The 13846-nt window shown below is 72.1% G+C and carries 9 protein-coding genes; 5 read left to right on the plus strand and 4 right to left on the minus strand.

Annotated features, from left to right (window positions below; all coding sequences use genetic code 11):
• Window positions 1–67: 67 nt before the first annotated feature.
• Complete coding sequence (locus tag ABZX22_RS27735; RefSeq protein WP_354914170.1) at window positions 68–2821, minus strand: AAA family ATPase; 2754 nt, start codon at window positions 2819–2821, stop codon at window positions 68–70.
• A 213-nt stretch (window positions 2822–3034) separates the two neighbouring features.
• Between ABZX22_RS27735 and ABZX22_RS27740 the strand changes: the two genes are divergently transcribed.
• Window positions 3035–3787 carry an aldo/keto reductase gene (locus tag ABZX22_RS27740; RefSeq protein WP_354914172.1) on the plus strand — a complete coding sequence of 251 codons (753 nt, stop codon included), beginning with the start codon at window positions 3035–3037 and terminating at the stop codon, window positions 3785–3787.
• 143 nt (window positions 3788–3930) lie between these two features.
• Here the strand turns inward: ABZX22_RS27740 and ABZX22_RS27745 are convergent, their stop codons facing one another.
• The gene (locus ABZX22_RS27745; protein WP_354914174.1) at window positions 3931–4842 is read right to left on the minus strand and encodes a hypothetical protein; all 912 of its coding nucleotides are present in this window, start codon (window positions 4840–4842) and stop codon (window positions 3931–3933) included.
• A gap of 466 nt (window positions 4843–5308) precedes the next feature.
• On the opposite strand from ABZX22_RS27745, the gene ABZX22_RS27750 reads away from it, so the two are divergent.
• Window positions 5309–8044 (plus strand): LuxR family transcriptional regulator, encoded by a 2736-nt coding sequence (locus ABZX22_RS27750; protein WP_354914190.1) that lies wholly within the window; start codon window positions 5309–5311, stop codon window positions 8042–8044.
• Between the two features lie 7 nt (window positions 8045–8051).
• Here ABZX22_RS27750 and ABZX22_RS27755 read toward each other — a convergent pair whose 3' ends face one another.
• Window positions 8052–8810: an alpha/beta fold hydrolase gene (locus tag ABZX22_RS27755; RefSeq protein ID WP_354914176.1), complete on the minus strand. Its 759-nt coding sequence runs from the start codon at window positions 8808–8810 to the stop codon at window positions 8052–8054.
• A 269-nt stretch (window positions 8811–9079) separates the two neighbouring features.
• Here ABZX22_RS27755 and ABZX22_RS27760 point away from each other — a divergent pair, with 269 nt between their 5' ends.
• On the plus strand, window positions 9080–10123 hold the full coding sequence (locus tag ABZX22_RS27760; protein ID WP_354914178.1) for an alpha/beta hydrolase: 1044 nt from the start codon (window positions 9080–9082) through the stop codon (window positions 10121–10123).
• A gap of 162 nt (window positions 10124–10285) precedes the next feature.
• Here ABZX22_RS27760 and ABZX22_RS27765 read toward each other — a convergent pair whose 3' ends face one another.
• Window positions 10286–11974, minus strand: a complete 1689-nt coding sequence (locus tag ABZX22_RS27765; RefSeq protein ID WP_354914180.1) for a DUF6351 family protein — start codon at window positions 11972–11974, stop codon at window positions 10286–10288.
• A 397-nt stretch (window positions 11975–12371) separates the two neighbouring features.
• On the opposite strand from ABZX22_RS27765, the gene ABZX22_RS27770 reads away from it, so the two are divergent.
• The gene (locus ABZX22_RS27770; protein ID WP_354914182.1) at window positions 12372–13196 is read left to right on the plus strand and encodes an alpha/beta hydrolase; all 825 of its coding nucleotides are present in this window, start codon (window positions 12372–12374) and stop codon (window positions 13194–13196) included.
• A 21-nt stretch (window positions 13197–13217) separates the two neighbouring features.
• Window positions 13218–13670: a VOC family protein gene (locus ABZX22_RS27775; protein ID WP_354914184.1), complete on the plus strand. Its 453-nt coding sequence runs from the start codon at window positions 13218–13220 to the stop codon at window positions 13668–13670.
• The last annotated feature ends 176 nt before the right edge of the window (window positions 13671–13846 follow it).

Genomic DNA, 13846 nt, shown 5'->3' on the forward strand with positions numbered 1-13846 from the left:
AGCGCCGCGTCAGCTCGGTGACCACGGCCCGGCGCCGGATGCCGGTGGGGTCACCGGCAGGGCGCCCTCATCGGGAAGACCTTTCCTCGAGCGTCTTCAACATCCACGCGAGATCGGCCCGGGAGCTCACCCCCAGCTTGGGGAAGATCCGGTGCAGGTGGGTGCCGACAGTGCGGTGAGAAAGGTACAGCCGGTGCCCGATCTCCCGGTTCGTCAGCCCCTCGGCGGCCAGCTGCGCGATGTTCAGCTCGTGCGGCGTGAGCTTCTCCCGCGCGTCCGGGTCCCGGTTCGGGCTCGACTCCCCCGCGCTGCGCAGCTCCCGTCGTGCGCGCTCGCCCCATGCGGCCATACCGAGCGCGTCGAAGGTCTGCCTGGCCGTGCGCAGGTGCGTCCGGGATTCCGCGGCCCGGCGTTGCCGCCGCAACCATTCGCCGAACGCCAGATGGAGGCGTCCGCGTTCGGCGGGCCACCCGGCCAGGTCCGCCCGCAGCGCGGCCGTGAACAGCTTTTCCGCCTCCTCGTTCGGCGCGAGTACGGCGCGCGCGTAGCGCAGCCCGATGTGCAGCGCCGGTGACGGCGTCGACGCGGCCAGCGGTTCCAGGCCGTGCAGGATGTCCCGCATGGTGGCGGTCCGCCCGGCTCGTACGGCGGCCTCGGTGAGCTCCGCGAGGCAGTACGCGCGCAGGGCAAGCTGGTAGGCGGGGTCGGCGGGATCGAGAATCCTGCTCAGGGCGGCGAACGCGTCGTCGAAGCGTTCCTCGCTCATGGCCGCGAGCCCGCGCGCGAGCTGGACGGTGGCCAGGACGGGCCGGGCGCCGGCGGGAAGCGCGACCCGTTCGGCCTCGTCGGCGAGTGTTCCGGCCAGTCCGTGGTCGCCCCTCAACGCGGCGATCTCGGCCTGGACGGCCGTGGCCAGCCCGTACATGAACGGCTGCCCGGTCTCCTGGGCGAGCTTGGCGGCCTCCGCCGCGACCGGGACGGCCGTGGTCAGGTCACCGAGCCTGGCCCGGCTCCACGCCTGAACGGCCAGCGCCCGGGGAAGCAGCCCGAGCCGGCCCTGAGCACGCAGGCCGGGCGCGGCTGCCGCGGAGAAGCGGGCAGCCAGGTCGAACGCCCCGACCTGCAGGGCCGCGCTGCCCAGGTAGCGGTCGGTCTCAGGGGCGGCACCGGCCACGCCGGCCAGTTCGCGCAGCAGGTCGAGCGCGATGCCGCCTCGCTCGAACGGCGCGACGTACGCGGCGACCGCGACCATGCGCGGGTCGTCGGCAGGAACGGGCAGCCGGTCGGCCACGCCCAGCAGCGAGCGGCGCGCGGCCGGACCCGGTTCGGACCAGAAGCAGCGCATGGCGGCGCCCCACAGGATCCGGACGGCCGGCTCCACCTCCCCGTCGGCGGCCACCGACGCGGCCAGCTCGGCCAGCTCTGACACGCGGGAGACGTCCTCGCGCACCCCGTCCTCGAAGCCGCTGAGCAACCAGGCGGCGGTGGCCCGCCGTCGCGGCGACAGCTCGAGGGCCTGTGCGTCGCGCACCAGACGCTCGGCCGTGGCGCGGCTGCCGGATTCGACCGCGAGCTCGGCCGCGCTCAGCAGCCTGTGCGCCTTCCGGTCCTGCCCCTCGCTCAGCCGGGCCGCCTGCTCCAGCGCCGCGATCGCGGCGGCGACCCCGCCCCGGTGCCGGGCCCGGTCGGCCGCGCGGTCCAGCTCGGCGGCCACGCCCTCGTCGGCGCCGGCCGTCGCGGCGGCCCGGTGCCAGGCCCTGCGGTCCGGCTGCTCGTGCAGCGTCCCGGCGAGCGCCAGGTGGGCCTGCCGGCGTTCGGCGAGCGTCGCCGCCGCCGCGATGGCCGACCGCATCAGGGGATGGCGGAACGTCACCGTGCCGATGGCGAGCTCGATCAACCGGACGTCGGCGGCCGGTGCGAGGATCTCCGGCTCGGCCGTCGACCCCAGGATCAGGCCTGTGGCCGCGAGCGTCTCGGCGACCGAATCGCTCTGGTTGAGCGCCGCGACCAGCAGGGCGGTGCGGGCCGTAGCCGGCAGGGCGGCTACCCGGGCGGTGAACGCCCGCTCGAGACGCTCGCTCAGCGGCAGCACCGGACCCGGCCCGCCCGGCGACGGCGCCAGGCCGTCGTGGTGTCCCAGGGCGGCCGGCAGTTCGGTCAGCGCCAGCGGGTTCCCCGCGGCCTCCTCCAGCAGCCGCACCCGGACCGCTGGGGTGAGGCCGGGGGCGATCGAGTCCAGGAACTCGGTGGCGACCTCGTCGGAGAGCCTGTCAACGGGCATCGGGGACAGCCCGGCGTCCTGCACGTGCGCACGCTCGCCTTCGCCTTCCCTGAGCGTCGCGACCATGACGACGGGCTCGGACTCGATCCGGCGCGCCACGAAGGCGAGGACGTCAGCGCTGGCGCGGTCGAGCCAGTGCACGTCCTCGGCCACGACCAGCAGCGGCCGGACGGCGGCCGCCTCGGCGAGCAGGGTCAGCGTGGCCAGGCCGACGAGGTAGGCGCTGGGTTCGGCCGCTTCGGCGAGGCCCAACGCGCCGCGCAGGGCGTCACGCTGCGGGACCGGCAGCGCGTCCACGCCCGCCCTGACCGGGTACAGCAGTTGGTGCAACCCGGCGTAAGCGAGGTGCTGCTCGGCCTCCACACCGGTCGTCGTCAGCACGCGCAGGCCCGCGGTCGCCGCCGCGGAGACGGCCGCCGCCACCAGCGCGGACTTCCCGATGCCGGCCTCCCCCCGGATGAGAACGCCGCTGCCGCCTCCGGGGTCGTCGATGAGCTCGGCCAGGGCCTTCAGCTCGGCTTCCCGTCCGAAAAGCGGCATGGTGCGGCACTCCTACCTCGGTGTCCTCGGCTGTCTCCTCCCAGCCGTGCGCGACCCTATCGAAAGTGCCCGGATACGACGTTTCACCTGCGTGTGCGGAACGTATGTCGGGGCTCGTCCATGCTTCGTCCATCGGGAGCCCGCGATGAGCGCCGGGCTTGACGCGCGCACCCCAGCTAGCATGGACCGGCAAGTCCAGCCTGGAGGGCGCTCATGCGCACGCTGACCCGCAAGGGCGCCGCGACGCGGCAGCGCATTCTCGACGGCGCGGCGGCGCACATCCGCGAGCACGGCGTGGCCACCATGACGCTCGACGACGTGCTGGCCAGGACGGCGACGAGCAAGAGCCAGCTCTTCCACTACTTCCCCGGCGGCCGGGAGGAGCTGCTGCTGGCCGTGGCCCGCCTCGAGGCCGACCGGGTGCTGGAGGACCAGCGGCCCCAGCTCGGCGACCTCACCTCCTGGGCCGCCTGGCAGTCGTGGCGCGACAAGGTCGTCGACCGCTACCGGCGGCAGGGCCGCCGGTGCCCGCTCAACTCCGTCACGTCACAGCTGGGCAGCCGCACGCCCGGCGCACAGGCCGTGGTCACCGAGCTGATGCACCGCTGGCAGACCGAGATCGCCGCCGGCGTACGGCACATGCAGGACGCCGCCGGCAAGCTCGGCGTGACGATGGCCCAGGTCGCGCTCAACTGGGTCGCCACCCAGCCAGGGGTCGCCTCGGCGATCGTCGGGGCGAGCAGCGCGGACCAGCTCGACGCCAACATGACGGCCCTCGACTTCGAGCTGCTGGCCGAGCTGCGCGCCGAGCTGGACGAGGCGAGTTCCGTGCCGCCCCCGTCGGTCTACCGGATGTTCACGCCGGACTATCAGAACTGGCTGGTCAGTCCGGGCGTCAAGGTCGGGGACAAGCCGGCCGGGTACGCTCCCGCCGTACGGAACTGGGCGTCCGAAAGCAGCGGTTGACGGGCTTCGCACGCCGTGCGCGCGGGTGGTCCGTCACCCGGCCGTGGCTGCCACGAAGGCCGTCACGGCCTGGGCGAAGGCGTCCGGCTCCTCGACGTGACCGAGACGGCCGTCGGCCGGGGCGCGTCAGGGCGTAGTGCCCGTTAAGGGGTGCTCTGCTCTGCCAGGCCACCGCAGGTGAAGCCCGCCTCACGTTCGGGATCGAGCTGGATCTGACCGAGGTTGGTGGTCTCCATCGGCCGTCGGAGGGTCTCCAGCTTGTCGCAGTCGTACAGGAGGTACGTGCCGTCGCTCTCGCCCAGCAGCATCATCCAGCGGCCGTCGTAGAGCGGCTTGTCGTCCTCGGCGCTCTTGACCACCGCCCACTGGTCCTGGAAGCCGACGGCGTTCAGCAGTTCGTTGGCCTGGCCGCTGTTCTGGACCTCGATCGCACCCTCGACCAGCCCCAGGATGAGCAGGAAGCCCAGGCCCACCCCGGTCATTCCACCGACGATCACCTTCGCCCCGGCGCGCCCGACCGGTTTGCGACGCAGCAGCCGGAACGGAACCAGGAAGGCCAGCACGCCGAGCCCCACGGCGACGATCACCATGAAGAACAGATCCAGCTCCCCGAAAAGGCGAAAGATGCCCCAGTACGTGGCCCCGCACCACAGTGCCGCCAGCGCCGCGGCGATCCACGGCCGTTCCCGGATCCTCCGTACGAGCCTGCTCGCCGCACCGCGGGTCATCCTGTCGATCAGCCAGCACACGCCGACGACGACGCCGAGCAGCGGGAAGGCGGCCAGCAGGAGCAGAACTAGTGTGCTCGTCATACGGCCGAGCAGCACCGCCTGGTCGACGCCCACCTGCTGCGGGTTGACGCCGAAGACGGCGTACATCTGCTCGATGCCGATGTAGAGGACCGCGTAGAGCGCCACCGCGACCGGCACGACGACGGATCCGATGCGCTCGAGCAGTTCCAGGACACCGCCGCTGTCCTCCCGCGCCACGGGGGTGTGGTCATCGGGAAGGGCCGGCGTCTCCGGCGGTTCGAGGGTTATGGGGTGACTCGACATGGCGCACGACCATAGGTGCCGGCTGCATGCGAACCGTTGACGACGCGTATGCGCCGAGGCCGGGCCCGCGCCGGCGCGGGCCGTACAGCCGCCGGTGGACGGCCCCTCGCCGGGCGGCGGCCCCCTCCTGAGCAGCCCTGCCATGGCCTGTATACGCGTCATCGGCAGTTCGTGTGCAGGCGGCGCCTAGGGTCGCACCGGGGGCGGGCTTGCCCGGCCGCGCCGTCCGGAAAGGAGACCCGTGACCGAGGTCGTCGCGGACGGCGAAGCGGCGGCGGACCCGGCGGCGGACCCGGCGGTGGGCCCGGCGGTGGGCCCGGCGGTGGGCCACTCCTGCCGCTGCGGCGACGGTCACCGTTATGGGCCCAAAGTCTATTTTTGTCAGCGTGAGCTTGGCGGCCAACGGCTCTGGCCTGATCGCCATACCTGGAGAAGTGAGGGAAGCGTGGAGTCGCTCGTCTCGACAATGGTGGGCCGGGATGACGTCCAAGGGGAACTGTCGGCGTTCATGACGGCCACCGGGGGGCAGGCCCTCATCCTCAGAGGCGAGACCGGGGTCGGCAAGAGCGCCCTGCTCGACCACGTGGCCGGCCTCGCGGCCCCGGACAGCCACCGGGTGATTCGCGCCGCCGGGGTCGAGGCGGAGGTGGAGCTGCCCTTCGCCGGCCTGCACCAGCTGCTGTACTCGCTGCTGCCCCACGCGGCCGGGCTCGACGAAGGCCACCGTGCCGTCTTCGACGTCGTCTTCGGGCTGCGCGAGGGCAAGGCGCCGTCGGTCATGTCCCTCGGCATCGCCGTCCTCGATCTGCTGTCCTTGGCGGCGTCGGAGAAGCCGCTGCTGCTGTTGCTCGACGACGGTCAGTGGATGGACGCCTCCAGCGCCGAGGTGTGCGGGTTCGTGGGCCGCCGGCTCAGCGGCAGCTCCGTGAAGATGCTCATCGCCGTACGGTCCGACGTCGGCTCGCGGTTCGACACGGCCGCGCTTCCCGAGCTCCCGGTGGCGGCCCTGTCGGAGGAGGCCGCCGGGCACCTGCTGGACGTGCGCCACCCGCAGCTCGACTCGCGGACGCGGCGCATCGTCCTGGAGCACGCCAGGGGCAACCCTCTGGCGCTGCTGGAACTGCCCACCTACCTGAGCGGCGCCCACACCGGCCGCACGGCCGAGGAACTCCTCGGATTCGGCAACGTCCCGCTGTCGCGCCGTCTGCAGCACGTCTACGGCATCCGCATCGAACGCCTGGCCGGTGCCGTACGCGAGGAACTGCTGCGCGGCGCCCTCGACGGCGTCGGGGCGGGACCGGGCGGCAGCCGCGCCCCCGGCGCCCGTTACCGCATGCGCGAGGCCGACGAAGCGGTCGCGGCCGGCCTCCTGGACACCGACCCCGCCACCGGCGACCTCGTCTTCCGGCACCCGCTGATCCGCACCACCGTCGTTCAGCTGGCGACACCCAACCAGCGCCGCGCGGCACACGCCGAGCTCGCGCGGGTGCACCGCGACGACGTCGAGCGGCGCGCCCGCCATCTGGCAGCCTCGATCGTGGATCCCGACGAGGAGGTGGCAGCCGCGTTGGAGGCCGCGGCCGACTCGGCGACGCGGCGCGGCGGCGCGGTAGCGGCCGTGGCCTGGCTGACCCGCGCGGCGGAGCTGAGCGAGAGCCCCGCCGACCGCTCCAGGCGGCTCGGCGACGCCGCCTTCATCGCCGGACACGCCGCGCTCCTGGACCAGGCGCAGAAGCTCGTCCGCGCGGACCTGCCGCCGGGCGCGCGCGAGTCCCCCGCCACGGTCGTCACCTCGGCCTACGTGGCCCTGTACGAAGACGGCGACGTACGCTCCGCGCACCGCCAGGTCGCGGCGGCGATCGAGCGCCTGCGGGAAGACGGCGCGCACGAGCCCGCCGACGTGCTCACCCGGCTGGTGAACGTGCTGCTGGCCATCAGCCAGTACGCCGGCGACGCCGCGCTGTGGGAGCGCACCTGGCAGCTCATGGACTCCCTGGGGGAGCGGGTCGACACCCGCTCGGCGATCTACCGCGACGCGTGGAGCGACGTCGTCCGGCACGGCGCGGGCGTGCACGAGCGCGTCGAGCGCGCGTTCGCCGGCCTCCCGGAGCTGGAACCGTGGGACGTCTCGCGCCTTGCCGTCGCCGCCTACCACGTCGACACGCTGCGCCGGTACCGCCCCTACCTGCAGCGCGCCGCCGACCGTGAGGCGCGGACCGGGGCCGTGGCCAGCGGCATGACCATGCTGCACCTGATCATGCTCGACCAGGTGGCCGCCGGCGAGTGGGACGACGCCGAACGGACGGGACAACGCGCGCTGGAGTTGACCACGTCCCACGGATACGCGCTGTTCGCCCACCACACCCGCGCCTACCTGGGGCTCCTGGCAGCCATGCGCGGCCAGGTCGAACGGGCCAGGGAACTGCAGGCCGTCCTGGACGCCTGGGCCCGCCCGCGCGGCGTGGGATTCCTGACCCAGATCGCCGACGCCATCGGCACGGCGGCGTCCCTGAGCGAGGGCGACTACGAAGCCGCCTATCTGTACGCCATCGGCATCACGCCGCCGGGATCGTTCGAGCACTGCGCCCATCAGGCCTCACGCACGCTGCTCGACCTGGTCGAGGCCGCCGTGCACACGGGCCGTCTGGAGCAGGCCCGCCGGCACGCCCAGGCCGCCTCCGACGCCGGCCTGCCCGGCGTCTCCCCCCGGCTGGCCCTCATCACGTACGGCGCCCTGGCGATGACGGCCGCCGACGAGAAGGAGGCCGAGGACATGTACGCGCGGGCCGAGGCCCACCCGGCCGCGGCCGGTTTCCCGTTCGAGCTGGCGCGCATCCGCCTGGCCCACGGCCTCCGGCTCAGGCACACCCAGGGGCCCAAGGCCGCACGGCCCGTCCTGGTCCGCGCCGCCGAGTCCTTCGAACGGCTCGGCGCCACCGGCTGGGCCGAACGCGCCCAGGCCGAGCTGCGCGCCTCCGGGGCACCCGCCCGGGCCTCGCTGTCGTCCCTGACCGCGCTGACCTGGCAGGAACGCCGCATCGCCGAGCTGGCCGCGAGCGGGCTGACGAACAAGGAGATCGGCGAACGGATGCACCTGTCCCCGCGCACCGTCAGTTCCCATCTCTACCGCGTCTTCCCGAAACTGGGCATCACCTCGCGGGCCGCGCTGCGCGACGCTCTGGGCAAGGCCGGCGACGCGTGACCTCTCCTCACCCGCGCACCCCCAGCTCGGCGAGCCAGACCAGCACGTAGTCGGCGATCGCCCGCCAGCCGCTGTCGACGACCAGCGAATGGGCCCGGTCCGGGAACTGCTTGAGGCTGCTGACGGCCGTGGAGTCGCCGTACGACTTGTACAAGGCCCGGGTGACGTGGTCGGGCACCAGCCGGTCCTCCTGCCCCGAGATCAGCAGCAGCGGGCCGCGGCCGGTGTTGCCGTGGTCCACGACCGCCCGGGGGTGCCGTACGGCGCCGCCGTGTCCCAGCTCGGCCAGCAGCCGGCGCGACCCGGGAACGACGTGGCGCTCGAACAGCTCGGCCGACTCCTGCTCGGTGACCGCGTTGGCGAACAGCCGCCGGAACCTCCCGGCGTCCATCGACACCGGCCACGGCTCCCCGAACTCCAGGGAGGTCGCGTGGCCGACCGGGGCGGGAGCGATGGCGACCGCTGCACGGCCCGCGTTCGTGCCGAGGAGGTGCTGCGCGATGAGCCCGCCCACCGAGTGGCCGACGATCACGGGCGGTGTGTCGAAGGAACGGACGATGCGCGCGTAGTGATCCGTGAGCGCGTCGAGCCCCAGCTCGTGGAGCGTCTCGGGATGCCGGCGGGCCTCGCCCACCGTGGCGGGCTCTCCTGGCCAGCCCGGCGCGCAGACGGCGAAACCGAAACTGGCGAAGCGCTCGTTCCATGACTCCCACGACGACGCGTGGAGCCACGCGCCATGGATGAAGACGACGGGAGTGGGGTTCACGGATCCTCCGGGAAGGCTCAGAACCAGGTCGTACGGGCCGAGGTTCAGGATCGTCCAGATGCGCCTGTGGCGGGAACAGTCGAATGACTCAATGTTCCGGTCCGCCTTGCGTGGCTGGTCCGGCGCGGTCTGCCGGGACACCGCGCTCCAGGGGAGCGTTTCGCGACTGCCGGTCACGAGTCTCACCGTCATGTGACTGATGTGCCGGATTTCCCTGCCCGAAACAGTGAGAGATGCCGCTTTTCCGCGACACGACACGGAGACTTCACATGATCGACAGGCGCGCTTTCGGCAAGACCGTCGGGTTGGCCGCCGCCTCCCTTGCCGGTTTGCAGGCGTTCCCGGCCACCGCCACCACGCGTGCGGCGGCCCCGACGTCGCCGGCGGTCACGCCCGGCACGCACTCGTCCTTCGCCTCGCTGAAGCAGGTCAGGGCCGGGCTGCTGGACATCGGTTACGCCGAGGTGGGCCCCGCCCGTGGGCCCGTGGTCATCTGCCTGCACGGCTGGCCGTACGACATCCACAGCTTCGTCGACGTCGCTCCGCTGCTGGCAGCGCAGGGCTACCGGGTGATCGTTCCCTACCTGCGGGGTCACGGCACGACGCGGTTCCTGTCGGCGAAGACGTTCCGCAATGCCCAGCAGTCGGCGATCGCGCTCGACATCATCGCCCTGATGGACGCCCTCAAGATCGACAAAGCGGTGCTCGCCGGATTCGACTGGGGGTCGAGGACCGCCGACATCATCGCGGCCCTGTGGCCGCGGCGCTGCAAGGCCCTGGTGTCGGTGAGCGGCTACCTCATCACGAACCTCGAGGCCAACCGCACACCGCTGCCGCCGAAGGCCGAGTACGCCTGGTGGTACCAGTACTACTTCGCCACCGAGCGGGGCCGGCTGGCCATGGAGAACCCGGCCAAGCGCCACGACCTGACCCGGCTCGTCTGGGACACCGTCTCCCCGACGTGGGACTTCGACGACGCGACCTTCGAACGCACGGCCGCGGCCTTCGAGAACCCCGACTACGCCGCCATCGTGATCCACAACTACCGGTGGCGGCTGAGCCTGGCCGACGGGGAGCGCCGTTACGACGGTCTGGAGAGGCGGCTCGCCGTACGGCCGGCCATCAACGTGCCCACCATCACCCTGGACGCCGAGCGCGACCCCTTCACCGCGCCGCCGGGCGACGGCTCGTCGTACCGGAACATGTTCACCGGCCCCTACGAACACCGCACCTTGGACGGCATCGGCCACAACCTGCCGCAGGAGGCACCCACGGCCTTCACCCAGGCCGTCGTCGACGTGGACCGCTTCTGACCATCACCCGAAACACACCGACAGCCTGCCGGATCGCGTCCGGCAGGCTGTCGGTGTGTTTCCGCTGGTTCCGTCAGACGGTCCGCGTCCGCGGCGAGCGGGCACGGCCCAGGTACAGCTTCAGCAGGGGTGACGCTTTCATGATGGGGGCCTTTCCAGAAGTCAGCGCTGAGCGGAGGCGCAGGAGTAGCTGCCGGCATCGGCCGGGTCGCCGTGGCCGGTGTAGCGGGAGACGGACGGGTACCGGCACAACTCGCGCGTCACCGTCTTGCCGGAGGAGTCCGTGATGGCGGCGCTCAGCGTCTGCGGGGCCTTGCCCTGTTCGACCCAGGCCGTCAGGGCGTCGGTGGGCTTCGGGCCGGTGCTCGTGTCGCCGGCGCAGTGGGCGACGCCCGGCGCCAGGAACAGCCGGTAGAAGTCGTCGACCTGGCGCGCGCCGCCCATGGCCAGCTCCACCCGCCGGCGGTAGTCCACGGTGCCCTCGGCGGGAATCAGCTGGTCAGCCAGGCCGTGCCAGGTGAGGAGCTTGCCACCGGACCTGCGGAACGCCGACAGGCCCGGGTCGTCGGTGCCGATGATCGTGTCGTACTCGGCCTGGGACTGCTCGAACAGCTTGGCGAACTCGGCGTAGGTGATCGTCGAGAGGTCGTAGGAGGGCTGCCGCTTCAGGAACGTCGAGACCCAGATGGCCGGTACGGGGAACGGCGCGCCCACCCGGTTACCGTCCGCGTCGATGCGGGTGCCGGCCAGGTCGAAGCCGGCTCCGATCGGGATGCCGGACCACAACTTCCTACCCGACGGGGTGCGGGGGCCGGCCCAGATCTTGCGTACGACGGCGGCGTCGGCCGCGGTGATGGTCTCCCGCCCGCTGTCGCACTCGACGCTCTCGCCGATGAGCCGCCGCGGGTCGAAGGCGCACGTGGCGGGGTCGCCGACCACCCCGTCGCGAGCGCCGTCGAGCGGGTCGCAGACCTTGACGGCGGCCTCGTTGAAGGCGTTGAACTTGCAAGGCGAGGGGAAGGTGTTCTCCTCGTTCATGACCACCTGCGGCCACAGGGTCGCGACCTCGAACTCGTCCCAGTTGATCGCCGGGGCGGTGGCCAGGATGCCGTCGAAGTCGCCGGGGTGGCGCTGGGCCTCCATGTAGCCCTGGCGGCCGCCGGTCGAGCAGCCGTTCCAGTACGAGTAGGAGACTGGCCTGCCGTAGACCTCCCTGACGACCTGTTTGCCGACGACCGCCATCTCGTGCTGGGACCGGTCGGCGAAGTTCTTCAGCAGCGCCGTGTCGACCTCGCCGGCACTGTTCAGGGCCCAGCCGGCATCCAGGTACGTGCCGACACCGGCGTCGGTGGTCGCGGCGGCGTAGCCGCTCTTGATCGCGCCGGCCAGGCCCGCGCCGTAGTCGCCGGCGGCGAAGGCGCTGCCGCCCACCGCCTGGAATCGGCCGGTCCACCCCGTCGCGGGCAGCCAGATCCGCACCTTGGCGTGGTCGCCGACACCCGGGTGGGTGAGCGTGACCGTGACGTCGCAGTAGGCCGGCACGTCCGGGATCTTCACCACTTCGGTGAACGGTGGCACGGGCTGGACGGTCAGGGTGCCCGCCTCCCGGCGCACCGCTGTCACGGACTCCACCGCGGTACCGGCCGGGGCGTTCACGGAGACAGAGGAGCACGTGAACGGGCCGGCGGCGGAGCTCGCGGTGCCGGCCGACGCTGCCGCGGCGGCGGAGTCCGCGGTGCCGGCCGAGGCCGCCACGGCGGCGGAGCCGGTGGTGCCGGCCGAGGCCGCGGCCGGCAGGCACGCCGTCGCCAGCGGCACTCCGGCCGCGAAGATGAGCAGAAGACGTTTCATGACGTTCCTCTCCGGGGTCGTCAGCTGTTGCGGTGCGTCTCACTGTCGTTCGCGGCCGGACACCGGCACATCAGTCAGTTGACGGTCAGCACCGGCGAGCGGCTCCGGGCGCAGGTCGATGGCCTGCATACGGGGGCATGCGCGCGGTGCCGCCCGTACCCACGTCACGGACTGAAGAGTCGAATGGCTTAACGCGCTGAGGCGCGCAGGCGCGTGAACGGCCGCCACGCGAGGCCAGGTAGCAGGCTGACCAGCGCCGTTGTGGGACTGAACGACGGCCGGGCCGGCTCGTCGTGACTGACCGTCAAGTGACCGATGTGCCCGCGATCCTTCCCGGACGACAGTGATGGCACCAGATCCGCCACCTTCGTCGGAAGCCTCGTGAAAGGGGAACATCGTGGTCAGCATCAAGGGTGTACGCAGCCGGCGGCTCATGGTGGGCGCCGTGTCGACGATCGCGATCGGTCTCCTCGCCACCGCCGCCACGCCCGCCCTCGCGGCGGACAAGCCCGCCAAGCCCACCATCGTGCTGGAGCACGGCGCCTTCGCCGACGCCTCCAGCTGGAACGGGGTGATCGAGGAGCTGCGCGCGAGCGGCTACCCCGTCGTCGCCGCGGCCAACCCGCTGCGCGGACCGGCCAACGACGCGGCCACGCTCCGCAGCGTGCTCGACCACGTCGCCGGACCCAAGATCCTCGTCGGGCACTCCTACGGCGGCTCCGTCATCAGCGTCGCCGGCGCCAACGACCCCCAGGTCAAGGCCCTCGTGTACGTCGCCGCCTTCCTGCCCGCACCCGGCGAGACCGTCCTGGAGCTGACGAACAAGTACCCTGGCTCCACCCTCCCCGGCGCCCTCGACCCCACCTCCTTCACCCTCCCCGACGGCACCACCGGAACCGACCTGTACATCAAGCCCGGCGCGTTCCGTCACCAGTTCGCCGCCGACGTACCGGCCGGCACCGCGGCCCTCATGGCCGCCACCCAGCGGCCCATCGCCCAGTCCGCCCTGGAGGAGAAGACCCAGGCCGCCGCCTGGAAGGACAAGCCCACCTGGGCCGTCATCACCACCCAGGACCTCAACATCCCCGCCGAGGTCCAGCGCTACATGGCCAAGCGCGCCCGCGCGCACTCCATCGAGGTACGCGCCTCCCACTCCGTCGCCGTCTCCCAGCCCAAGACCGTGGCCGGCGTCATCGAGAAGGCCGCACACGCCACCCGATAGCACCGAACCGAAAGAAGGATCATGACCATGGACATGAAGCTCGAAGTCGTCGTCCTGCCCGTAACCGACGTCGACCGTGCCAAGGACTTCTACACCCGACAGCTGAACTTCCGCCTCGACGCGGACTTCCCCATCAACGACGGTTACCGGATCATTCAGGTCACTCCCCCCGGCTCCGCCTGCTCGATCATCTTCGGCGACGGACTCACCGACGCCGGACCCGGGACGGTCCAGGGACTGCACCTGATCGTGTCCGACATCGAGCAGGCCCTCAAGGAACTGGCCGGCCGCGGCGTCGACGTCACCGGCCCGTTCCACGACGCCACCGGCGCCTTCCACCAGGCCGGCGAGACCGGCCGCGTCATGGGCCTGCACCCGCAGCGCGCCAGCTACGGCTCCTTCGCCTCGTTCGCCGACCCCGACGGCAACCGCTGGTTCCTGCAGGAGATCACCCAGCGGCTGCCCGGCCGCTGACCAACGGCATCCCCGAGACACGGCCACCCCATGGAGGACCAGTGACCACCGAAGACACCCGCATCTATGACGTGGTCGTGATCGGGGCCGGCCCGGCCTCGAGCTCTTGTAGGAGTTGATGTTCGGGGCGTAGAGGAGGGTGAGTTCCCGCAGGCAGGCGAGCTGCCCGGCGATGA

Source organism: Nonomuraea sp. NPDC003804, assembly GCF_040610675.1.
Classification (GTDB): Bacteria; Actinomycetota; Actinomycetes; order Streptosporangiales; family Streptosporangiaceae; genus Nonomuraea.